General features: G+C 67.7%; 19 protein-coding genes. 6 read left to right on the forward strand and 13 right to left on the reverse strand.

All coding sequences use genetic code 11. The features are described from left to right. Position 1: 1 nt before the first annotated feature. The gene (locus TEP_RS19320; protein ID WP_240790767.1) at positions 2-760 is read left to right on the forward strand and encodes an ATP-binding cassette domain-containing protein; all 759 of its coding nucleotides are present in this window, start codon (positions 2-4) and stop codon (positions 758-760) included. Positions 761-806: 46 nt separating this feature from the next. Here the strand turns inward: TEP_RS19320 and TEP_RS19325 are convergent, their stop codons facing one another. After that, positions 807-2,006 (reverse strand): DUF4785 domain-containing protein, encoded by a 1,200-nt coding sequence (locus tag TEP_RS19325; RefSeq protein ID WP_132826360.1) that lies wholly within the window; start codon positions 2,004-2,006, stop codon positions 807-809. A gap of 11 nt (positions 2,007-2,017) precedes the next feature. After that, on the reverse strand, positions 2,018-2,896 hold the full coding sequence (locus TEP_RS19330; RefSeq protein ID WP_132826361.1) for a hypothetical protein: 879 nt from the start codon (positions 2,894-2,896) through the stop codon (positions 2,018-2,020). Between the two features lie 233 nt (positions 2,897-3,129). Here TEP_RS19330 and TEP_RS19335 point away from each other — a divergent pair, with 233 nt between their 5' ends. Beyond that, entirely contained in the window at positions 3,130-3,957 is an 828-nt protein-coding gene (locus TEP_RS19335) for a phosphatase PAP2 family protein (RefSeq protein ID WP_132826362.1), read from the forward strand. An 85-nt stretch (positions 3,958-4,042) separates the two neighbouring features. Here the strand turns inward: TEP_RS19335 and TEP_RS19340 are convergent, their stop codons facing one another. Further along, positions 4,043-6,313, reverse strand: a complete 2,271-nt coding sequence (locus TEP_RS19340; protein ID WP_132826363.1) for a TonB-dependent receptor — start codon at positions 6,311-6,313, stop codon at positions 4,043-4,045. Positions 6,314-6,472: 159 nt separating this feature from the next. On the opposite strand from TEP_RS19340, the gene TEP_RS19345 reads away from it, so the two are divergent. After that, entirely contained in the window at positions 6,473-7,477 is a 1,005-nt protein-coding gene (locus tag TEP_RS19345) for a TIGR00266 family protein (protein WP_132826364.1), read from the forward strand. A gap of 164 nt (positions 7,478-7,641) precedes the next feature. Further along, on the forward strand, positions 7,642-8,634 hold the full coding sequence (locus TEP_RS19350) for a patatin-like phospholipase family protein (protein WP_132826365.1): 993 nt from the start codon (positions 7,642-7,644) through the stop codon (positions 8,632-8,634). A gap of 27 nt (positions 8,635-8,661) precedes the next feature. Here the strand turns inward: TEP_RS19350 and TEP_RS19355 are convergent, their stop codons facing one another. Continuing rightward, the gene (locus tag TEP_RS19355) at positions 8,662-10,665 is read right to left on the reverse strand and encodes a hypothetical protein (protein WP_132826366.1); all 2,004 of its coding nucleotides are present in this window, start codon (positions 10,663-10,665) and stop codon (positions 8,662-8,664) included. A 107-nt stretch (positions 10,666-10,772) separates the two neighbouring features. After that, positions 10,773-11,255, reverse strand: a complete 483-nt coding sequence (locus TEP_RS19360) for an Lrp/AsnC family transcriptional regulator (RefSeq protein ID WP_025875473.1) — start codon at positions 11,253-11,255, stop codon at positions 10,773-10,775. Between the two features lie 125 nt (positions 11,256-11,380). On the opposite strand from TEP_RS19360, the gene phhA reads away from it, so the two are divergent. Both phhA and TEP_RS19370 read left to right on the forward strand, forming a co-directional pair. Beyond that, positions 11,381-12,274 carry a phenylalanine 4-monooxygenase gene (gene phhA / locus TEP_RS19365; protein WP_025875475.1) on the forward strand — a complete coding sequence of 298 codons (894 nt, stop codon included), beginning with the start codon at positions 11,381-11,383 and terminating at the stop codon, positions 12,272-12,274. Positions 12,275-12,304: 30 nt separating this feature from the next. After that, on the forward strand, positions 12,305-12,955 hold the full coding sequence (locus tag TEP_RS19370; protein ID WP_132826367.1) for a DUF4375 domain-containing protein: 651 nt from the start codon (positions 12,305-12,307) through the stop codon (positions 12,953-12,955). Between the two features lie 29 nt (positions 12,956-12,984). Here the strand turns inward: TEP_RS19370 and TEP_RS19375 are convergent, their stop codons facing one another. The 8 genes from TEP_RS19375 to TEP_RS19410 form a co-directional block, all read right to left on the reverse strand. Beyond that, entirely contained in the window at positions 12,985-14,082 is a 1,098-nt protein-coding gene (locus TEP_RS19375; RefSeq protein WP_132826368.1) for a GDSL-type esterase/lipase family protein, read from the reverse strand. A 102-nt stretch (positions 14,083-14,184) separates the two neighbouring features. Beyond that, complete coding sequence (kduD, locus tag TEP_RS19380; protein ID WP_132826369.1) at positions 14,185-14,940, reverse strand: 2-dehydro-3-deoxy-D-gluconate 5-dehydrogenase KduD; 756 nt, start codon at positions 14,938-14,940, stop codon at positions 14,185-14,187. 82 nt (positions 14,941-15,022) lie between these two features. Further along, positions 15,023-15,871 (reverse strand): 5-dehydro-4-deoxy-D-glucuronate isomerase, encoded by an 849-nt coding sequence (gene kduI / locus TEP_RS19385; protein WP_032978442.1) that lies wholly within the window; start codon positions 15,869-15,871, stop codon positions 15,023-15,025. A gap of 187 nt (positions 15,872-16,058) precedes the next feature. Then, the gene (locus TEP_RS19390; protein ID WP_093820319.1) at positions 16,059-17,117 is read right to left on the reverse strand and encodes a LacI family DNA-binding transcriptional regulator; all 1,059 of its coding nucleotides are present in this window, start codon (positions 17,115-17,117) and stop codon (positions 16,059-16,061) included. Positions 17,118-17,155: 38 nt separating this feature from the next. Next, positions 17,156-18,745 (reverse strand): family 43 glycosylhydrolase, encoded by a 1,590-nt coding sequence (locus tag TEP_RS19395; protein ID WP_132826370.1) that lies wholly within the window; start codon positions 18,743-18,745, stop codon positions 17,156-17,158. A gap of 17 nt (positions 18,746-18,762) precedes the next feature. Then, positions 18,763-20,046: a TRAP transporter large permease gene (locus tag TEP_RS19400; RefSeq protein WP_025875489.1), complete on the reverse strand. Its 1,284-nt coding sequence runs from the start codon at positions 20,044-20,046 to the stop codon at positions 18,763-18,765. A gap of 3 nt (positions 20,047-20,049) precedes the next feature. Beyond that, positions 20,050-20,583, reverse strand: a complete 534-nt coding sequence (locus TEP_RS19405; protein ID WP_032978576.1) for a TRAP transporter small permease — start codon at positions 20,581-20,583, stop codon at positions 20,050-20,052. 10 nt (positions 20,584-20,593) lie between these two features. Next, positions 20,594-21,595 (reverse strand): TRAP transporter substrate-binding protein, encoded by a 1,002-nt coding sequence (locus tag TEP_RS19410; protein ID WP_132826371.1) that lies wholly within the window; start codon positions 21,593-21,595, stop codon positions 20,594-20,596. Positions 21,596-21,623 lie beyond the last annotated feature (28 nt).

The following is a 21,623-nucleotide window of genomic DNA, read 5'->3' on the forward strand; positions in this document are numbered from 1 at the left end:
GATGCGCGGCCAGGTGAAGGTCCTGCACGGGCTGAGCCTGCGCATCGCACAGGGCCAGCACACCGCCCTGCTCGGCCCCAATGGCTGTGGCAAGTCCACCTTCATCAAGCTGATCACCCGCGAGTTGTATCCGTTGGCGCAGGCCGATGGCACGGTGGCGGTGAAGGTGCTGGGGCAGAACCGTTGGCAGGTCGACCGGCTGCGTTCGCAGCTGGGCATCGTCACCGGCGACCTCAGCAGCAACCTGGCCGACATGCCGGGACTGACGGTGGAGCAGGCGGTGCTGTCGGGGTTCTTCGCCAGCTACGTGGTGCCGGCCTTCCGCGAAGTCACCGCCGATATGCGCATGCGGGTGGGCGAGACGCTGGCGATGACCGGTGCGTCGGGCCTGCGCGAACGTGCCTACGCCGAGTTGTCGGCCGGTGAGACCCGCCGCGTGCTGATCGCCCGCGCGCTGGTCAACCGGCCGCAGGCACTGCTGCTGGATGAACCCTCCACCGGGCTGGACCTGGTGGCCCGCCAGCAGTTGATCGCCACCATGCGCGTGCTTGCGCAGCAAGGCATCACCCTGGTGCTGGTCACCCACCACATCGAGGAAGTGATTCCCGAGATCGAGCGGGTGGTGCTGCTGCGCGACGGTCGGGTGCTGGCCGATGGTCCACGGGCAGAACTGCTGCGCGATGCGCCCCTGTCTGCGGTGTTCGGTGGCGCGATCACGGTGGTGGAACAGGAAGGACGGCTGACCGCGTACGCGGGGTGACACCGCGTCTGTGGCGGGCCGGACATCCGGCCCGCCACGCCCTGCTTCAGAACCGCAGCGCCAGCGCGCGCGCCTCGATCGGGGCCATACGGCTCTGGTCCTGCAGCTGCAGGTCGCGCAGTTCATACGGCGCGCCGAACCCGGCGGGCAACGCGGCCTGGTCGAAGGGCAGCACCAGCGCGCCACGGCCCGGGCCATCGAACCACGCTGCGGCATGCGCCTGCGCCACCGGCTGCAACTGGCCGTTGGCTGCGGTGGCATACAGGGTGCCGCGCGCCTCGTAGCGGCCGGCGGCAGCAACCTGCAGCGGCAGGCTGACCTGGCGGCTGGCCGGGTCGGGGACGGCTTGGCCGGTGAAGCGTGCAGTTGGCCGCGCCACGGCGAAGGCGACCTTGCCATCGCGCAGCACGCCGTCGGCCTGGGCAAACACCTGCAGTTCCCACAGGCCCTGCGCATTGCTGGCCTCGGCCGGAATCCTCACCTGGGCACGCAGGCTGCCATCGGTGGTGCGCAGCAGGCGCTGCGGCCAGCTGCGGCCATCAGGTGCAACCAGCAACGCTTCACCGCCGAGGCTGCCACGCCGCGCGCGCAACGTCGCCGCGCTGGCACCGTCTTCCAGCAGACGCGCCTGCAGCTGCACGTTGCCACCGGCCAGCACCTGCGTCTGGCTGGCCTGCACTTCCAGCCGCAGCGGGCTGTTGGGCTCCAGCACCTGCACCACATAGCGGCCCTGCGCCTGCGCGCTCTGCAGGCGGTAAACACCGGCCGCGCTGGTGGTACCGGTGCGCAGCATGCTGCTGCCATCGCCGACCGGCATGCCCGCATCCTGCAGCTGGCGTGCATCGACGCTGCGCGCGACGCTGCTGCGCCCCGCCGGATCACGTACCTGCAGCGAGCTTGCCGGCAGCGCGCGGGCGCCCGCTGCCGGGCTGAGCTGGATCACCGCATCCGGTGCGCTCAGGGGCAGTTCCAGGCCGCGCTGCAGTTCGGCAGCGTCGACCTGCTGCCAGTAACTGCGGCTGATGGCGGCCTGGGGACCGGGAGCCTGCAGTGGCTGTGCCGGATCCAGTGCCCAGGCGAAGGCCAGCGACGCGCGCTCGCTTTCATCGGCCGGCAGCGGCGCGGCAACCAGGCCGGCGGGAATCTGGTCGCCAGCGGCAACACGCAGCGGCTGCGCAGCCTGCGCCGATGCAGTGGAAAGGACCGCCAGCACGGCGGCAGCCAGCAAGGTGGAATGGATCGTCATGGTCATCTCCCTCACTGGGTCAGGTCGTTGCGCAGGATGCCGCCGAGGCCGAAGCACTCACGGCGGCTCTGGTTGTGGCTGAGCGGCTCGGCGCCCTGGGTGCGCGCCTTGTCGGTGAACCACAGGGTGCCGGCCGCCTTCTGGCTGCTGCACTCCAGGAAACCGTCCGAGCACGACGACAGCCAGTTCTGGGTGAACTCCAGGCCGACATTGGCGGAGTAGCCGCCGCAGTAGCTGTTGCTGTCCCACACCGCCGATTCGACATCGCTGCCGACCACTGCGCGGAACGGCCTGGGCAGGGCCGGGCGGCCGGCGGTGCCGTACAGGTTCTGCGCGTTGTAGGTGGCCATGTGCCCCACCTGCTGCATGCGCACGGCATCGTTCTTGTAGCCCAGCAGCCAGCCCAGCGAGGTCTCGAAGGTGTTGCCGTTGAGTACGGCGTCGGCCAGCGGCGTACCTGCCGAGGAGGGCGCCAGCGCAGTGACCTTGCGCAGCCGGTTGATGATCTTCGGGTAGCGGCTGTCGTAGGTGGGGTTGGACAGGATCCAGCGCATCACGTTGCCGCCGTTGGAATGGGTGATCACCACCAGCTGGGTGATGCCCCGGCTGTCGATGAAGCCGGTGAGCTGGTTGGCCAGGCAGCCGGCCGCTTCCGGCTTCCACATGTACTGGGTGAAGTCGCAGTTGATGACCACGTAGTTGCTGCTGTTCGGCAGGCCCTGGCGGACGGTGTCGATGATCGCCGGCTGCCAGTAGTCCTGCGTGGCATTGGTCTGCGCGCCGGTGCCGTGCACGAAGGCGACGCCGTACACATCGGCGGCCTGCGCCGGTACGGTCGCCACCCCAAGGAGCAGGGCCAGAACGGTACTTCCTGTTGCGGTGCTGCGCATCGCGTCTCTCCCTTTCAGCGGATCCCCCCGGCCCGGCTGTGACCTGATGCTCATGGCGGCAGCGCGTGAAAGTCCGTGCGCTGCGCCCGGATTCAGCAGATTGCCGGCAATTGATGACCGTTTTCATCCAGTGCAGCGGGACCATGCCGGGTCTGGCCGTATGACCGATGGACGCTGCGGCCGGCAATCGAGGCTGCGATCATGACCGGCGAGTTCCCTGCCCGAGTCTGCCCATGTCGTCGATCCTCCCCCCTGCCCGGCCGCTGCTGGGCCTGGCCATCGCGTTGTCGCTGGCCGGCTGCGCCGCCACCACCGCCAGCAGACCGACCGCCGTCGAAGCCAACGTCACCACCAAGGCGGTGGGCTACCTGGACAAGACCGCCGTGCCGGCCAGCATGGACCTGGTCCCGGCACCACCGGCCGCCGGCTCGGCGGCCTTTGCGCTGGACGAGCAGGTCAGCCGCGAGGCACGTGCGCTGCGCGGCAGCCCGCGCTTCGCCCAGGCCGGCGTCGATGCCGAACTCGGCTTTCCGGAAGGTGCCAACCATTTTTCCTGTGCCGCCGACATCGACGTCGACGCAGTGAAGACCCCGGCCCTGTACCGCCTGCTGGAGCGCAGCCGCATCGACGCCAGTGCTGCCACCAAGGCCGCCAAGAACCACTACCAGCGCCCGCGCCCGTTCATGGTCAACGGTGAACCGACCTGCTCGCCGAAGGATGAGGAAGGCCTGCGCAAGAACGGCTCCTACCCGTCCGGCCACACTTCGATCGGCTGGGCCTGGGCATTGATCCTGTCGGAGATCGCACCCGACCGCGCCGATGCCATCCAGGCGCGCGGCCGCAACTACGGCGAGAGCCGCCTGGTGTGCAACGTGCACTGGCAGAGCGACATCCTCGAAGGCCGCTTCATGGGCGCCGCTGCTGTGGCCCGGCTGCACGACAACGCCGCGTTCAACAGCGACCTGCTTGCCGCGCGCAGGGAGATCGCTGCTGCGCGCAAGGCCGGCCTGCATTCCAGCCGCGACTGCGCCACCGAAAACGCCGGCGCGACGCATGGATAGCGCCGGGCCATGCCCGGCGGACGCGGAAGACAGAAGGGCCGGCAGTGCGCCGGCCCTTCGTCATTGCATTACTGCTGCAACCGCATCAGAACTTCGCGGTGAACTCCACGCCCCAGGTACGCGGCTCGTTGAGGAAGCCGGTCAGGTTGTTGAAGTCGATCGCGCCGACCACGCGGGTCTGGTTGGTCAGGTTGCGGCCGAACACGGCTACGTCGTACTGGCCGTAATCCCAGTTGTAGCCCAGGCGCAGGCCACCTTCCAGCGAGCTGCGGCCCCGGAACTCCGGCGACTCGTAGATGAAGAAGTTGACCGCACTGCGGTAGGCCCAATCGGTGTAGGCATACAGCTCGCTGCCATCGCTGAGCGGGAAGCCCACGCGCAGGGTCGCGTTGTGGATCCACTTCGGCGCTTGCGGCAGCGGATTGCCGTTGACCAGCGCGTAGGTGCCGCCATTGATGATGGTGGTCGGGTCGGTAATGGTGCAGCCGCCGCCACAGACCGCCACCGCCAGGTTCTTGTCCTTGATCTCGGTGTCGTTGTAGCTGCTGCCGAAGGTCAGCAGGACGTTGTCGGCCAGGTAGGCTTCCAGGTCCAGCTCCACGCCCTGGCCGATGGTCTTGTCGGCGTTGAGCAGGGTGGCGGTGTTGTTGCTGCCACCGACGGCGATCAGCTGCTGGCCGTCCACGTCATAGCGGAACACGCTGAAGCCCAGGCGCGCACGACGTTCGAACAGGTCGGCCTTGATGCCGGCTTCGTACGAAATCACCTTCTCCGAATCGGCCTGCGACAGGCCCGGTGCGAACGCCAGGCGACCCTGGATCGACGGTGCGCGGAAGCCCTTGGCCACGCGTGCATAGGCATTGACGTTGTCGGTCAGCTTGTACACGCCGCTGACATCCCAGCTGACGTCGTTGACGTCGGTGTTGGCCAGGTACGGGCCGCTGACCGGGGTGCCGAACGGCACGGCCTGCAGCACGCTGGCGCTGAAGTCCTTCTTGTCCTGCGTATAGCGAACGCCGGCACGCAGCTTGAAGCGATCGGTGACATCGAAGTCGCCCGAGGCGAACACCGCCCACGCCTTGTTGCGCTGCTGCTGCACGACGTGGCCGGTCTGCGGGTTGCCCGGGGTCAGCGAGTCGTAGTTGAAGTTGTTGATGGTGACGTCTTCATCGAAGTAGAAGACGCCGGCCTGCCAGTCGAAGCGGCCCCATTCGTTGGATTCCACGCGGAATTCCTGGGTCCACTGGCGGTGGTGCGGCAGGCCGTCGGCCGACTCGGACGAGAACGGAATCAGGCCCGGGCCGGAGTTGCCCGCGCCGAGGAACGCCGCGCCGTAGCCACCGTCGATGTCGCCGCGGTTGAGCGATTCGGCGGTTTCGTAGCCAGTGATCGAGTGCAGCGTCACCGAGCCGAGGTTCCACTGCAGGCGCGCGCTGCCGCCCCAGGTTTCCAGGTCGGAGAAGTTGACGCCGTCGTTGGCCACCTTGTCGCGGTCGAAGTTCTCGACCAGCGCGTTGCCGCCCTTCTCGATGATGTTGGCGCGGAACAGGCGGGCGGTGCCGTTGAGCTTGCGCTTGTGCAGGTTGAACAGCGCTTCGAAGTCATCGCCTTCGTACAGGAACTGCACGCGGCCGGCGGCTTCGTCATAGCCTTCGAAGCCGCTGTTGGGTGCACCGGCACGGGTGTTGTCGACCCAGTCGTCGCGACGCTGGTAGATGGCCGACACGCGCGCGGACCAGCGGTCGGTCAGCGGGCCGCCGTAGGCGCCCTGCACGTTCCAGCTGTTGTAGCTGCCATAGCCCACGCGCACGTAGCCATCGGCATCCTGCGACGGCCGCGCCGAATCGAACTTGACCACGCCAGCCGGGGTGTTGCGCCCGAACAGGGTGCCCTGGGGGCCGCGCAGCACTTCCACGCCGGCCAGGTCGAACAGCGGGAAGCCCTTCAGCAGCGGGCTTTCCTGCACCACATCGTCGTACACCAGCGAGACCGGCTGCGATGCATTGAGGTCGAAATCGGTGTTGCCCAGGCCGCGGATGTAGAAGCGCGGGAAGGCACGGCCGTAGGACGACTCGATGTTGAGGCTCGGCACGCGCGCAGCAAGGAAGCGGATGTCATCGCCTGCCGAACCGAGCACGTCGAGCTTTTCGCCCTGGATCGCGCTGATCGCAACCGGCACGTCCTTGGCGTTCTCGACACGACGCTGTGCGGTCACCTGCAGCGCATCGAGGGCGACCGGATCCTTGGCGGCGGGGGTTTCCTGGGCGGCTGCTACCAGCGGCAGCAGGGCGGAAAGAGCGACAACGAGCGGGCGCGCGACCGGAGAGCGGCCACGGGAAGTGCGGGTCGGGGACATGGCGGTAGGCTGTGTTTGGAGGGGTGGTAAAACGGCGCTACCAGATAATTGTTGCAATACAGCACCTGCCTCGCAAATGCCGATCGTTCATGGCCGCCTCGCGCGCCGCTGGAAGCTGCCGCTAGACTCGGGGTTTTCCCCCGCAACGGACCTGCTGTGATGACCCAGTGGTACTTCCATGCTCCCGGCCAGGCCGACCGTGTCGGTCCGTTCGACGAGGAGGCCGCGCGCCGCTTCGCCCAGGCCAATCCGCGCGCGCTGGCCTGGTGCCAGGGCATGACAGGGTGGACACCGGTGTCCGAAATCGCCGCCCTGCAGCAGGCCGGCACCGGCACCGCGGCTCCGCCGCCGATGCCTGCAGTCCCCCCTGCAGCCGCAGCAGCGTCAACCGGCGGCCGCGCCGACCGCATCGACTTCCGCATCGTCGGCCATGAAATGCAGTTCGTGGAAATCGAGCTGGATCCCGGCGAAGGTGCGGTGGCCGAGGCCGGCGCGCTGATGTTCAAGGATGCCTCGGTGCAGATGGACACCGTCTTCGGCGGCGGCGCGCGCAGCGACCAGGGTGGCGGTTTCATGGACAAGGTGATGGCGGCCGGCAAGCGCGTGCTGACCGGTGAAAGCCTGTTTGCCACCGTCTACACGCAGACCGGCCAGGGCCGCGGCAAGGTCGCTTTCGCCGCGCCCTATCCCGGCACCGTGCTGGCGATGAAGCTGGACCAGCACGGCGGGCGCCTGATCTGCCAGAAGGACAGCTTCCTGGCGGGCGCGCGCGGCGTGCAGATCGGCGTGCAGTTCCAGCGCAAGATCATGACCGGCCTGTTCGGCGGCGAGGGCTTCATCATGCAGAAGCTTGAAGGCGATGGCTGGGTGTTCATCCATGCCGGCGGCTGCGTGGTCGAGCGTGAGCTGGCCGCCGGCGAACGCCTGGACGTCGATACCGGCTGCATCGTCGCCTACCACCCGACCGTGGACATGGACGTGCGCCGGGTCAAAGGCATCCGAAGCATGCTGTTCGGTGGCGAGGGCGTGTTCCTGGCCACCCTGACCGGGCCGGGCAAGGTCTGGCTGCAGTCGCTGCCGTTCTCGCGCCTGGCCGGCCGCATGTGGATGGCCGCGCCGCAGGGTGGCGGCAAGAGCCGCGGCGAGAGTTCGCTGCTGGGCTGACGGGCCGCCGGTACCCCACATCGCATCGATCGCGCCGGGCCATGCCCGGCGAGCACAGCGGCAGCTGAACCATCCGCCGGGCATGGCCCGGCGCTACCCACGAATTTTGTGCGTTCGGTATGCTGGCGCCCTTTCCTGAATCCGGCGCCGCGAGCGCACTGCCGATGAGCCTGTTCCGCCCCCGCGTGCTGCTGTCTTTCGCCCTGATTGGCCTGCTGGCCGGTTGTGGTGGTGAAGAGGTCCGCCCCACCCCGCCCGCGCAGCCCACCGTGGTTCCGCAGGCCAAGCCGGTGAAGATCGGCATCGCGCTCGGCGGCGGCGCGGCCAAGGGCTTTGCGCACATCGGCGTGATCAAGATGCTCGAGGCCAACGGCTTCGAACCGGTGGTGGTGTCCGGCACCAGTGCCGGCAGCGTGGTCGGCGCCCTGTATGCCAGCGGCATGGACGCCTTCCAGATGCAGAGCAAGGCGGTGGCGCTGGATGAAGCCAGCATCCGCGACGTGCGCCTGTTCTCCGGTGGCCTGGTGCAGGGCCAGAAGCTGCAGGACTACGTCAACGAACAGGTGGCCAACCGCCCAGCCGAGCGCCTGAAGAAGCCGTTCGCCGCCGTCGCCACCCAGCTGGAAACCGGCGAGCGTTCGATCTTCGTGCGCGGCAACGTCGGCCAGGCGGTGCGCGCGTCCAGCAGCATCCCCGGGGTGTTCGAGCCGGTGAAGATCGGTGGCCGCAACTACATCGATGGCGGCGTGGTCAGCCCGGTGCCGGTGGATGCCGCACGACAGCTCGGTGCCGAGTTCGTGATCGCCGTGGACATCTCCAGCAAGGCCAGCGGCAAGGCACCGACCGGCATGCTCGGCATCGTCAACCAGTCGATCTCGATCATGGGCCAGCGCTTGGGTGAGCAGGAACTGGCGCGCGCCGACATCGTGATCCGGCCGAAGGTGCTGGACATCGGTGCTGCCGATTTCAGCCAGCGTGGCACGGCCATCCTGGAAGGCGAGAAGGCCGCGATGGCGGCGATGCCGCAGATCCGCGCCAAGATCCAGCAGCTGCAGAAGGCCCGCGCCGCCGCATTGGCACCGGCACCGGTGGCGGCGCCCAAGTGCGACGAGCCTTCGCGCCTGGGCAAGCTGATGGGCCGCAAGGAAAAGTGCTGACGCGCGGCGCTTGAACGGCCGCCGCGGTCAGCGCCGCGGTGGTGGGTAGCCACTGGCCAGGCGTCGCTGCCGGCGCCGCTCATCCACCGCCCGGTCATGCCGCTGTGCGCTCAGCTGCAACTGCTCCATCGCGTCCCCCGGCAGCCACAGCTGCTGCTGGGCACGGGTGATCGCCACATAGGCCGCGCGCACCGGGCTGTGCAGCGCGCGCGCATCATGGCCGCTGTCGAAGCAGCACGGCGCCATGGACACGGTGGCGAACTGCAGGTTCTTGGCGTGCTGGGCCAGGCACAGCACGACACTAGCCTCGTCCGCATCGACCAGTTGCCCGAGCAGGCGCTGCAGCGCCGCAGCATCGAAGCCACCGGCAAACAGCGCGGGGATGTCCGCCTGTCCACGCTTGGCACAGACCTGCACGAAGCTTTCCCAGCGTTGTCCGGGGCCGCCAGCGGCGGCGCTGCGCCAGGCGTCGATCGGACCGTCCACTTCTTTCAACAGCGCCTGCCGCGACGCAGGATGCAGATGCACGCGCGCGCCGCGCGCAACCAGCGCGTTGGCTTCCAGCAGCATCCGCCACAGGCTGCCGTACAAGCGGGCGCCGGTGCTGGGCACCGCCGACCAGTCGTCATAGCGGCGCAGGCCCGTGGCGCGGTCGCTGGCGCCCACGAAAGGCGCCGGCTCACCGAGATCGTCCAACGCCAGTGACTGGTTGACCAGCGCATCGACCTGCCGCCCCTGCCGCACCGACTGGTGCATCTCCAGCGTTTTCGCCGATGACCAGCGCTGTACGCGTCCGCTCAGCCGTTGATGCGGATCGCCCAGGCTGACCACGCCGGGCGCGTGGGTGGCCAGCAGCTGTTTCCATGCAGGGCTGAGATCGTGCGCCTCATCGACCAGCACCATGCCCAGCGACACCGGCAGCGGCACGGCACGCAGGGCCAGCCATTTGCCGATGTGTCCGGCATCCAGGCGCAGGCAGCCGCCCTTCTGCACCACCGGATCGAACATGCAGCGCCAGACGAACTCCGCGGCCGCGATGAACGGCGTGGCTTCCAGCTGCGCTGCGCCCAGCGAGCGCTGGAAGTGCCAGGCCTGCAGGTTCGGCGCTGACGACGCGCACCACCGGTTGATGGCGTCCAGGGCGATCATCAGGACCTGGTCCGGCCGGCGCGTACCGATGGCCGGCAGGCCGAGGCGGGCGGCCGCCTCGCGCAGGGTCAGCGTGCTCTGCCGGTAGGTCGGCACGAAGCCACCGGTCAGGCCGTTGGCAGCGGCATGGCGGGCGATCGCGTTGGCGAACTCGATCTGGGTCAGCAGGCGCGTGCCGGCGTCGGCCGGCAGCCGCGCGCGGAATGCCTCGACCTGGCCACGCGTGGGCGCCACATAGGTGTAACGGCCCGGGCGAGCCTGCAGCAGCGCCAGCACCAGATGGCCCTTGCCGGTGCCGGCATAGGCCTGCAGGTCGATCAATTCATCGGGATTGGCCGCGATCGCACGCAGCACGCGTGCCTGTTCGGAAGTGAACAGGCCGTTGTGCTGGGTCGCATGCGTTGTCTGTTCGTCATCACAGGTGCCTTCGTCATCGCCTTCGGCCAGCGATGTCGCCGGAAAGTGGATCGTGTGCTCTTCCAGGGTGATCCTGCACGCCGTCTGGAAGTCCGCGCCGGGATAGGCATCCGGCGATGCAGCCAGCACCGCCTCCATCACCTCGTCCGGTGCCAGCAGCACGTCCTGCGCGGCCAGCACGCCCAGCCACGCCTCCAGCGCCCGCGCGTCCTGTCCGGCGCTGGCCGCCAGCTGCGCCTGCGCAACAGAGCCATCATCGGCGGCGAACAGCGCACAGGCGTCGTGCAGCAACCGCTGCAGCTGGGTGGCTGGTGGCCTCTGCCGGCGGCACAGCATGGCCACCAGCAGGCCGGCCTGCTCCAGCGGTGTGTCCGGCGGCGTGCCGTCGCTCAGGTGCCGCAGCAGGCTCTGCTCGCGCAGCGGAAGGAACAACGGGGAAGACGTCGGGGATGGGGTATCAGACATGCCGGAGCCAGAGGGAATCACTGCGCGGCCTGCGTGTGCACGGCCGCCGCGGGCCACGATGCTCGGCCAGCGCGCGCGCGCCGTCAAACATCACCGCGGCCGCCGGTTCATTCCAGCTGCGACAACGGCAATGCCTGGAAACCCTTCACCGTGCGCAGCACGAAGCTGGAATTGGCATCGGCCACGCCACCGGCGTTGAGCAGCCTGTCCAGCAGGAAACGCGAGAAGTGCTCCAGATCGCGCACATACACGTGCAGCAGATAGTCCATGTCGCCGGTCAGGGCGTGGCAGGCCACCACTTCATCCCAGGCCTGCACGCTGTCGACGAAGTGCCCGATCGCGGCCTGGTCATGCTTTTCCAGCTGCACGCGCACGAACGCCTGCAGCCCCAGGCCGAGCCGGCGGGGCTCCAGGCGCGCGCCATAGCCGACGATCACCCCTTCGCTTTCCAGCCGCTGCAGGCGGCGCAGGCAGGCCGACGGCGACAGGTTCACCCGCGTCGCCAGCTCCGCGTTGGTGGCGCGACCATCACGCTGGATTTCAGCCAGCAGACGTATATCCGTGCGATCGAACTGGACTTCTCCGGCCATTGTTGCCCCGCAACATGGTGAGTACGCAAGGATATTGCGCCAACAAGGTCAATCCGCGCAACTTTTGCAACCCTGTTGCGCGCCCCCTGCCCTAGCATCGTGGGTATCCCGTCAAGGAGTCTTCCATGGACCTCGCCCAGCCCCGCCGCGTCGAACACCAGCAGACCGACAAGGGCTACGTGCCGGTGTACACCACCGCGCTCGTCGAGCAGCCGTGGGACACCTATACCGCCGACGACCACGCCACCTGGAGCACGCTGTACCAGCGTCAGCGCGAACTGCTGGTCGGCCGCGCCTGCCAGGAGTTCCTGGATGCGCAGGACGAGATGGGCATGAGCGCGCACATGATCCCGCGCTTCGACCAGCTCAATGAAGTGCTGGGCGCGGCCACCGGCTGGACCCTGGTCGGCGTGGAAGGCCTGCTGCCGGAACTGGATTTCTTCGACCACCTGGCCAACCGCCGCTTCCCGGTGACGTGGTGGATCCGCCGCCCCGACCAGATCGACTACATCGCCGAACCGGACCTGTTCCACGACCTGTTCGGCCACGTGCCACTGCTGATGAACCCGGTGTTCGCCAACTACATGGAGGCCTACGGCCGCGGCGGCGTCAAAGCACATGCGATCGGCCCGGAGGCGCTGCAGAACCTGACCCGCCTGTACTGGTACACGGTGGAGTTCGGCCTGATCGACACGCCCGAAGGCATGCGCATCTACGGTGCCGGCATCGTCTCCTCGAAGGGCGAATCGCTGTACTCGCTGGAGTCGGCCGCACCGAACCGCATCGGTTTCGACCTGCAGCGGATCATGCGCACGCGCTACCGCATCGACACCTTCCAGAAGACCTATTTCGTCATCGACAGCTTCGAGCAGCTGATGCAGGCGACGTCGCCGGACTTCACCCCGATCTATGCCGCGCTGGCCGACCAAGCGCACCTGCCGGCGGGCGACGTGCAGGCCGACGACCGCGTGTTCCAGGCCGGCACGGGCGAAGGTTGGGCGGACGGCGGCGACGTGTGAGCCACAGGCGGGTCCGCTATCCTGACTCGCATGACCGACGCTTTCGCTTCCCTGCGTGTCATCGACATCAGCTTCGATGACGACTTCATCCTGTTGACCCTGGCCGACGGCCGCCGCACCCGGCAGCCGTTAAGCTGGGCGCCTGCGCTGTTCGAGGCCACGGCTGAACAGCGCGCGCAGTGGGTACTCACGCCCGATGGGCTGGGCGTGAACTGGCCCGCGCTGCTACCGGCGCAGGGACGCGGCGTGGTCGATGTTCCGAACCAGGTGTGGGATGACCGCTATGAAGCCGCGCTGGCGCGCCTGAAGGCCGCCGCGTGGTCGCTCGATGCGCTGTCCGATGAAGACCAGCAGCTGGTGGCGCTGTGGCGGATGGAAGCGGACATCAACAACGGCGGCTTCATGCAGTTCCTGTGCAACTGGGGCGACCCGACCTGCCAGCTGGCACTGCGTGCATTGCAGGCGATGGGGGCAGTGCAGACGCACGCGATCCTGGCCGGCATGCGCGGTCTGCTGGACCGGCTGGAAGACGACCCGGCGATCAAGGAACTGACCGATCTGTACGGCGCGATGAGCGAAGACGAGCAGCAGGCGCTGGAGGCATTCGAGGGCGACTATTACGCCCGCCCGGAAGATCTGGCACGACTGGGCTTGAAGCATTTCGGCCCGGAGCCGTTGTAGAGCCGAGCGCACGCTCGGCTGCGTTTCAGCTACCGCGGATACGCCAGCAGCACCACCAGATCCTCATCACCCACCTGCTGCAGCGCATGGCTGCTGCCCTTGCGCGTCAGCAACGCATGCCCCGCACGCACATCGTGCTGTTTTCCATCCAGCACATAGCTGCCCTGCCCGCTCACGATGTAGTAGATCTCATCCTTGTGCTGCGGATGCAGGCCGATGCCCGCACCCTTGTGCAGCACGCGCTTGCGCAGCACGAACGGCAGACCCTGAGCATCGGCGAAGAACGGGTACGCCGTGGTCGGCCCGGCGCCGCCATGCGGGCCCGGCTGTGCGCGCGCCAGCGTGTCTTCGTGCAGTACCTGCGAGGCACGCGCAGGATCGCCGCCCTGCCCCACCCCCATTACATCGCAGTCGATATCGCGCACCAGTGCAGGCTGCAGCGCCGGCAGAACCTGCACCGCCTCGCGCAGCACCAGGCACGCCACGGCATTCGCACCGGCCACGCTGAAATGGGTGCCGTCGGCCTTCTTCTGCTCGGGCACGAACAGGAAGTACGGGCGTGCACCCTGCTCGCCCAGCGCGCGGATCCAGCGCATGCTGCGGTCGTTGAGGTCGATCAGTGCAACGTGCTCGCGTGTGGCCAGCTGCTGCATCGCCAACGTGTAACGCGCGTGCGTATCCAGCAGTGAACCAAAGTCGTACAGCAGCCGTGCCACCGGCGTGACCAGCACCGGCGTGGCACCCTTGTCACGCGCCACCTGCACATAGCGCATCAGCATCCGCGGGTAGTCACTGTCCGGATCGGTGTAGCGCGTGCGGTCTTCGAACTTGGCATCATTGTGGCCGAACTGGATCAGCAGCACGTCGCCGCGACGCAGCTCGCGGCCAATCGCATCCAGCCGCCCTTCGTCGATGAAGCTGCGCGTGCTGCGCCCACCCTTGGCGTGGTTCCGCACTTCGAAGCGCGCCGGATCCAGGTAGCTCTGCAGCGCCTGGCCCCACCCCGCCTGCGGCGCACGCTCGGGCCCGTATTCGGCCGCAGTGGAGTCACCGGCAATGAACAACCGCACTGGCGCCGCCTGCGCGGCGGCGCTCGACAACAGCAACAGCAACAACAGTTTCCGCATGGCCGGGCCCTGGTAGTGNCGGCCGCTGGCCGGCAACTTCATGGATGCGTTGAGCGTCGGTGGAAATGCCGGCCGGTGGCCGGCACTACCGAAAACCAGGCATTACCGCGCCAGCCAGCCACCATCGACCGGCAGCACCGCACCGTTGATGTAATCCGACGCCGACGAGGCCAGGAACACTGCCGCGCCGGCCAGGTCTTCCGGCGTACCCCAACGGCCGGCCGGAATGCGCTCGAGGATCGCCTTGTTGCGGTCCTGGTCAGCGCGCAGCGCGGCGGTGTTGTCGGTGGCCATGTAGCCCGGCGCGATCGCGTTGATGTTCACGCCCTTGCCCGCCCACTCGTTGGCCAGCAGGCGGGTGATGCCGGCGATGCCGCTCTTGCTGGCGGTGTACGACGGTACGCGGATGCCGCCCTGGAACGACAGCATCGAGGCGATGTTGATGATCTTGCCGCTGCCCTGGGCGATGAAATGGCGGCCGGCGGCCTGCGAGATGAAGAACGCCGACTTGATGTTGACGTTCATCACGTCGTCCCAGTCCTGCTCGCTGAAATCCACCGCGTCGGCGCGGCGGATCAGGCCGGCGTTGTTGACCAGGATGTCCAGCCTGCCCAGGCCCTCAAGGGTTTCGCGCACCACGCGCTCGACCGGCTCGATGCTGATCAGGTTGGCTTCCACCGCCAGGCAGCGGCGGCCCAGTGCGGTGATCTTCTCGATGGTTTCGGTGGGCGGGGCGATGCCGGCCACGGCGACATCGGCGCCTGCGGCAGCCAGCGCCACCGCGATGCCCTGGCCCAGGCCGGTATTGCCACCGGTTACCAGAGCGACTTTTCCTTCCAGGCTGAAGGGATTGGTCATTGCGTATGCGTTCCTTGGTAGAGGCGTGCGTGATGCGGGGCAGGTGGCCACCGGCACGGCGTGCGCGATGGCCGCCCGGCGCTTACTTGAGCTGGCAGATGTCCAGCACGTGCATGTCGGTGTAATCCAGGTTCTCACCACCCATCGCCCAGATGAAGGCGTAGTTGCTGGTGCCGGCGCCCATGTGGATCGACCACGGCGGCGACACCACCGCTTCGTTGTTCTGTATGACGATGTGGCGCTGTGCGTCCGGCTCGCCCATGAAGTGGTAGACGCGGTCGCTGTCGCCCAGGTCGAAGTAGAAATAGACCTCGCTGCGGCGGTCGTGCAGGTGCGGCGGCATGGTGTTCCAGACGCTGCCCGGCTTGAGCACGGTCAGGCCCAGCAGCAGCTGCGAGGACTGGCAGGTGGCCGGCACGATGTACTGGTAGATGGTGCGCTCGTTGCTGGTTTCCAGCGCGCCGCGATCCAGTGCCACCGCGTCCTTGATCGACAACTGCTTGGTTTCAAAGCGCGCATGCGCCGGGGTCGAGGCCAGGTAGAACTGCGCCGGGTTGGCAGCGTCCTGCGATGCGAAGACGACGTCCTTGCTGCCCATCGCCACGTACAGACCATCCTTCGGCCCCAGCGTGTACACGGTGCCATCGACGGTGACCGTACCGGTGCCGCTGCCGACGTTGATGATGCCCAGCTCGCGACGCTCCAGGAACGGATGGCCAGCGGCCGACGCCGGTTCGGTCTGCGCCGGCAGCGACAGCGGGCCGTTGACCGGCGCCGCACCGCCCAGCACGAAGCGCTCGTAGTGGGTGTACTTCAGGGTCACCGCATCGGCGTTGAACAGGCCATCGAGCAGGTACAGCTCGCGCAGCTGATCGTTGCTGGCGCCCTTGATGGCGTCGGGATGGGTGGCGTAATGGGTCTTGCAGTACATGGCTTCTCCAGAGCAGGGGGCGGGCCGATGGTTCGGCCCCGGCACGGTTCACGGTCGATTCTAGCCAGACAGGAAACCGGTGTCATTTTGCGCTGCACGATGCGGGGCGGACGGCATCGGCAGGGTGGGGGAACGTGAAAGGTGTCACGACCAACGGTCGTGACCTACAGGACTGATTCCTGCGGAATCAGTCCTCGGGCGGTTGGCAGGAATCGCGCACGATCAGGTGCGGGCGCACGCTGGCGATCTGCAGCGCAGGCTGGCCTTCGGGCTGGATCAGCATGGCCGCAGCGGTGCGGCCGGTGTCGCGGGTATGCCGCCGCACCGAGGTCAGCGAAGGCCACAGGCGCGAGGCCAGCGGGCTGTCGTCGTAGCCGACGATCGACAGCTGGCGCGGAATGTTGATGCCCGCACGCAGCGCGACCTTGTAGATACCGGCGGCCATTTCATCGTTGCCGGTGAAGATGGCGGTGGGCCGGCGCTTGCCCAGCAGCAGCTTCTCGGCGGCGGCCACACCCGATTCGAAGGTGTAGCCGGCCTCGATGATGCGATCCTTCGGCAGCTCGATGCCACGCTGCGACAGCGCCTCGATGAAGCCGGCAGTGCGTTCGTGCGCCGAGCGGTATGCACTGGGGCCGGTCACCAGGGCGATGTCACGGTGGCCCAGCGAAAGCAGGTAATCGGCCGCTTCGGCGGCACCGTCGCGGTCGTGGGTGACCACCATCTGCGAGGTCTCATCCAGCGGCAGCGCAGCCACCCGGGTGAAGCGGCAGCCGATCTCGTCCAGCATGTCCGCCAGCGCCTGGTCTTCGGACGCACGCGGCACCAGGATCACCCCATGCAGCTTCTGCTGCTGGGCGAAGCGGCGCACGCCATCGATGTAGCCCGGGCTGCGGCTGTCGCAGGGGTGCACTACCAGTTCGAAGCTGGAGCCACGCAGCGCATCCAGCGCGCCGTACTGCATGTCCACGATGTACTGCGCGGTGGGGTTGTCGTAGACCATGCCGATCAGGAACGAGCGGCGGAAGGCCAGGCCACGGGCCAGCGGGTCGGGGCTGTAGCCGACTTCGCGCATCAACGCTTCCACCTTGTCGCGCGTGTCCTTGCGCACCAGCGGCGAGTTGTTGATGATCCTTGAAACCGTTTTCTTGGATACACCCGACAGTCGCGCGATGTCGTTGATCGTGGCTGCCTTGCCCTTTGCCAATGCCGGCGTAGCGGCATCGTTCTTGTTGCGCACTGACATGTAGTGAACCCGATAAGCCTGGGGATTCCAGCGCGCGCTCAGTCCAGCGCGCGATAGCGGAAGCTGCGGAAGGTTACCGCACCGTTGCCGGCCGCATACAGGGCCGGTTTCAGTGCCAGGAACTTGCCGGCCACATTGTGATGGTAACCGGACACTTCCATCTGAACCGGATACTTCTGCCAGGTCTGGCCATCGGTACTGGAATGGATGGTGACGATGTGGCGGTTGTTGGTCACCCGCAGCCAGAGCCGGCCGCCCTTGGCGCTGGCCGCCAGCCGGGTGGGGCGCTCCTCGCCGTAGCGGTGCATGACGAACTGCTCGCCGTTGCTGCCCACGCCCACATACAGGCGGTCGCTGTAGAACAGCAGGGCACCGCCCACCGCGCCGGGGGCGATTTCCATCTGCACCTCGAACTGGTAGGCCGGATCCCCGGCAATGGTCGTCAGCGGCGAGGCGTCGCGCGGCGTGCTGCCCTTGCCCTGCAGTACCAGGCCATCACCGCTGAAGCGCAGGCGCCGGTATTCATCCAGCGCCGGGTTGAAGAACGCCCACTGCGGGCCCAGCGTACGGCCGCTGAAAGCATCCGACAGGGCCATGCCGTGCGGTGCCAGCGCGCTGCCCGATGGCTTGCGCAGCGGCCGCCCGAGATCGCCGCCCTTGGCCACGAACCAGCCATCGGCGGTCCATTCGATGGGTTCCAGCAGCGCCTGCCGGCCCAGCGTCCAGAAGCCGTTCTCGTAGCCGTGGTACATCATCCACCAGCGGCCGTCGGTGCCTTCGATCACCGTGGCGTGGCCACGCGACCACCATGGTTCAGCGGCCGACCGGGTGCGCATGATCGGGTTGTTCGGCGCGTTCACCCACGGGCCGTGGATCGAGCGCGAGCGCGCGGTGATCACCATGTGCCCGGTCGGCGGGCCGGCGGTGCCGCCCACCGCAGTGGTCATGTAGTACCAGCCATCGCGGAAGTGGATCTTCGGGCCTTCCTGCGCGTAGGCCTCCACGTCCCAGCTTTCCGGGTAGCGCCAGCCGTCGTACACATGCTTGGGCGTACCCACCACGCTCAGGCCGTCATCGGCCAGCTGCACGTAGTCGCCGCCGCTGAGGAACAGGTAGCGCTTGCCGTCCTCGCCAACCGCGTGGCCGGGGTCGATGTAGCCGCCCAGGCCGATGTCGATCGGCGCACTCCACGGGCCCTTGATGTCATCGGCCCAGACAACGAAGTTGCTGCGGCGCTCACCGGTGCGCGCCGGGAAGTAGATGAAGTAGCGGCCCTGGTGCTTGACGATGTCCGGCGCCCAGATCGCACCTACATTCTGCGTGATCGCATGGCCGAGCGGCTGCCAGTTGACCAGGTCGCGCGAGTGCCAGATCGGCAGGCCCGGGTAGGCGTCGAACGAAGACAGGGTGAGGTAGTAATCCTCGCCGTCCTTCAGCACCGACGGATCGGGCCTGTCACCGGCCAGCACCGGGTTGAGGAAGGTACCGTTGCCAAGGTCGCCCTGGCGCTGGTGCTCGATGCCGCGCTTCCACTGCGCGGGCGTGGGGTCGGCAGCCAGGGCAGGCAACGCCGCCAGCAGCAGGCCGAGCAGGGCGGATGCAGCAGTGCGGTGCAGCGTCGGTGTCATGTGATTGCCTCGGCTCATCAGGCGCGCAGCGCGGCGGGCAGCCACAGCGACAGCGACGGGAAGAAGGTGACGATCAGCAGCACGCCCAGCGCAGCGAACCAGAACGGCCAGATCGTGCGCATGCTCTGGCCGACGCTGATCTTGCCGATGGCGGTACCGATGAACAGCACCGAGCCCACCGGCGGTGTGACCAGGCCGAGGCCACCGGTCAGCACCAGCACCAGGCCGAAGTGGATCGGATCGATGCCATAGGCCTTGGCCACCGGCAGGAAGATCGGCGTGCAGATCAGGATCATCGGTGCCAGGTCCATGAAGGTGCCCAGCAGCAGCAGCATCACCACGATCATCAGCAGCACCATGAACTGGCTGTGCGCGAACGACTGCAGGAAGTCCACCGCCGCCGCAGGCACCTGCAGGTAGGCCAGCAGCCAGCCGAACACCGCCGCGGTGGCGATCACGAACAGGATCACGCCGGTGCTGCGCGCGGCATGGATGACGGTGTCGAAGAACTCGCGCCAGCGCAGCTGCCGGTACAGCACGGTGGTGACCAGCAGGGCGTAGACCACGGCGATGGCCGCGCTTTCCACCGCAGTGAAGATACCGGCGCGGATACCCACGAAGATCAGCGCCACCAGGCCCAGGCCGGGCAGGGCGGAGACGATGCGCAGCAGCACCGCACGCCAGCCCGGGAACACTTCCACGCCATAACCACGGCGACGCGCGACCACGTAGCCGGTGATCATCAACGCCAGGGTCATCAGCAGCGCCGGCACGATGCCGGCGGCGAACAGGTCGGCGATCGACAGGCCACCACCGGCGGCGGCCGAGAACAGGATCAGGTTGTGCGACGGCGGCACCAGCAGCGCCACCAACGCAGCGGTGATGCTGACGTTGACCGCGAAATCGCGGTCGTAGCCGCGCTTGACCATCTGCGGAATCATCGTGCCGCCCACCGCCGACACATCGGCGATGGCCGAGCCGGATACACCGCCGAAGAACAGCGAGGACAGGATCGAGACCTGGCCCAGGCCGCCGCGCATGCGCCCGACCAGCGATGACGCCAGGGCGATCAGGCGTTCGGAGATGCCGCCGCGCATCATGATCTCGCCAGCGAAGATGAACAGTGGAATGGCAATCAACGAGGCCGAACCGGTACCTGCGGAGATCTGCTGGACCAGCACGATGCTGGGAATGTCCAGGTAGAGCAGGGTGGCCAGCGCGGCGGCGGCCAGCGCGTAGGCCACCGGCACGCCCAACAGCAGCAGCGCGGCAAAAACAGAGAACAGGATGGTGATGCCCATGGATCAACGATCTCCTTCAGCGTCGTCGGCGTCGGCTGCCGCGGCATGCAGCGCTTTCCACGCACGGTTCAGCGCGAACAACAGCATCAGCGCACCGCCCACGGCCAGCGGCAGGTAGTTGATGCTCTGCGGCAGGTTGGCGCCTGCGGTCTTGATGTCCATTCCATCGAGCAGCAGGTCGGCCGACCAGAACGCGATGAAGCCGCCCAGCACGGCCACCACCAGCTGGGTGAACACATCCACCACCCGGCGCAGGCCGGCCCCCATGTAGGCGTGCAGCAGGAAGAAGCCGAAGTGGCGATTGGTGTGCACGCCGCAGGCCGCGCCCAGGCTCATGGCGGTGGCCAGCAGCAGCAGGGTCACCGGCTCGGTCCAGCTGGGCGAATCGTTGATCACGTAGCGGGCGAACACCTGCCAGCCCTGCACCACCACCAGCCCCAGCAGCGCGGCCACGGCGACATGGATGGCGATGTCGGCGATGCGGTCCAGCAGGCGTTGGCCGGGGCCGGGTCCGGTGGAAATCGTCGTCTCGGTCATGGCAGTGTCCTCAGGCGGCACGGATGCGGGCGACCAGCGCAGCCAGTTCGGGTTGCTGCAGGTACTGCTGCAGCAGCGGCTGGGCGGCGGCGCGGAAGGCGGGCAGGTCCACCTCGTTGGCTTTCACGCCCGAGGCCAGCACCGCGCGGCGCGCGGCATCTTCGGACGCATCCCATTGCTCGCGCATCACCTTCACCGAGGCGCGCGCGGTCTCCAGCAGCAGCTGGCGGTCGGCCGGCTGCAGGCGCTCGAAACTGGCGCGCGACATCAACAGCACGTCAGGCGCATATGAGTGATCGCTCTGCGACCAGTAGTGCGCGGCCTCGAAGTGGCGGCTGGAGTGGAAGCTGCGCATGTTGTTCTCGGCGCCATCGATCATGTGCGTCTCCATGCCGGAGAACGTATCGCCCAGCGACATCGGCGTCGGGTTGGCGCCGAGCAGGCGCATCAGCTGGATGAAGATGTCCGAGGACGCCACGCGCAGTTTCAGCCCGTGCAGATCACCGGGCTGCACGATCGGATGCTTGGTGTTGTAGAAGCAGCGCGCGCCGGAATCATAGATGGCCAGGCCGACCAGGTCGCGGCTCTCGAAACCACGCAGCACCGCATCGGCAATGCCGCCATCCAGTGCGGCGCGCTGGTGCGCCACCGACTCGAACACGTACGGCAGGCACAGCGCCTGGGTGAGCGGGAAGGCGTTGTTCAGTGCACCGGCATACACGCGGGTGATGTCGATGGCACCGAAACGGGCCATGTCGATCGCTTCCGATTCGCGACCGAGCTGGCCGGAATGGTATTGCCGCAGGCGCAGGCGACCGTTGCTTTCGCGCTGCAGGGTTTCGCCGATCCACTTCACCGCGGTCACGGTGGGGTAGTCGGCCACGTGCACGTCGGTGGCCGTCAGCAGCTGGCCGCCGTCGATGGCATCGGCAGGCCCGCGGCCACAGGCCGCGAGCATCGGGGTGGCCAGCGCAGCAGCGCCGCCGGCCAGGAAATGTCGTCGTGTGATCATCTGCGCCCTCCCGCGCGTGTTCACCGGA

Source organism: Stenotrophomonas sp. TEPEL, from assembly GCF_004348785.1.
Classification (GTDB): domain Bacteria; phylum Pseudomonadota; class Gammaproteobacteria; order Xanthomonadales; family Xanthomonadaceae; genus Stenotrophomonas; species Stenotrophomonas indicatrix.

Coding starts and splice junctions, on each gene's coding strand:
- TEP_RS19320 (WP_240790767.1), top strand. CDS start 2: ATGCGCGGCCAGGTGAAGGTCCTGCACGGGCTGAGCCTGCGCATCGCA.
- TEP_RS19325 (WP_132826360.1), bottom strand. CDS start 2,006: ATGACGATCCATTCCACCTTGCTGGCTGCCGCCGTGCTGGCGGTCCTT.
- TEP_RS19330 (WP_132826361.1), bottom strand. CDS start 2,896: ATGCGCAGCACCGCAACAGGAAGTACCGTTCTGGCCCTGCTCCTTGGG.
- TEP_RS19335 (WP_132826362.1), top strand. CDS start 3,130: ATGTCGTCGATCCTCCCCCCTGCCCGGCCGCTGCTGGGCCTGGCCATC.
- TEP_RS19340 (WP_132826363.1), bottom strand. CDS start 6,313: ATGTCCCCGACCCGCACTTCCCGTGGCCGCTCTCCGGTCGCGCGCCCG.
- TEP_RS19345 (WP_132826364.1), top strand. CDS start 6,473: ATGACCCAGTGGTACTTCCATGCTCCCGGCCAGGCCGACCGTGTCGGT.
- TEP_RS19350 (WP_132826365.1), top strand. CDS start 7,642: ATGAGCCTGTTCCGCCCCCGCGTGCTGCTGTCTTTCGCCCTGATTGGC.
- TEP_RS19355 (WP_132826366.1), bottom strand. CDS start 10,665: ATGTCTGATACCCCATCCCCGACGTCTTCCCCGTTGTTCCTTCCGCTG.
- TEP_RS19360 (WP_025875473.1), bottom strand. CDS start 11,255: ATGGCCGGAGAAGTCCAGTTCGATCGCACGGATATACGTCTGCTGGCT.
- phhA (WP_025875475.1), top strand. CDS start 11,381: ATGGACCTCGCCCAGCCCCGCCGCGTCGAACACCAGCAGACCGACAAG.
- TEP_RS19370 (WP_132826367.1), top strand. CDS start 12,305: ATGACCGACGCTTTCGCTTCCCTGCGTGTCATCGACATCAGCTTCGAT.
- TEP_RS19375 (WP_132826368.1), bottom strand. CDS start 14,082: ATGCGGAAACTGTTGTTGCTGTTGCTGTTGTCGAGCGCCGCCGCGCAG.
- kduD (WP_132826369.1), bottom strand. CDS start 14,940: ATGACCAATCCCTTCAGCCTGGAAGGAAAAGTCGCTCTGGTAACCGGT.
- kduI (WP_032978442.1), bottom strand. CDS start 15,871: ATGTACTGCAAGACCCATTACGCCACCCATCCCGACGCCATCAAGGGC.
- TEP_RS19390 (WP_093820319.1), bottom strand. CDS start 17,117: ATGTCAGTGCGCAACAAGAACGATGCCGCTACGCCGGCATTGGCAAAG.
- TEP_RS19395 (WP_132826370.1), bottom strand. CDS start 18,745: ATGACACCGACGCTGCACCGCACTGCTGCATCCGCCCTGCTCGGCCTG.
- TEP_RS19400 (WP_025875489.1), bottom strand. CDS start 20,046: ATGGGCATCACCATCCTGTTCTCTGTTTTTGCCGCGCTGCTGCTGTTG.
- TEP_RS19405 (WP_032978576.1), bottom strand. CDS start 20,583: ATGACCGAGACGACGATTTCCACCGGACCCGGCCCCGGCCAACGCCTG.
- TEP_RS19410 (WP_132826371.1), bottom strand. CDS start 21,595: ATGATCACACGACGACATTTCCTGGCCGGCGGCGCTGCTGCGCTGGCC.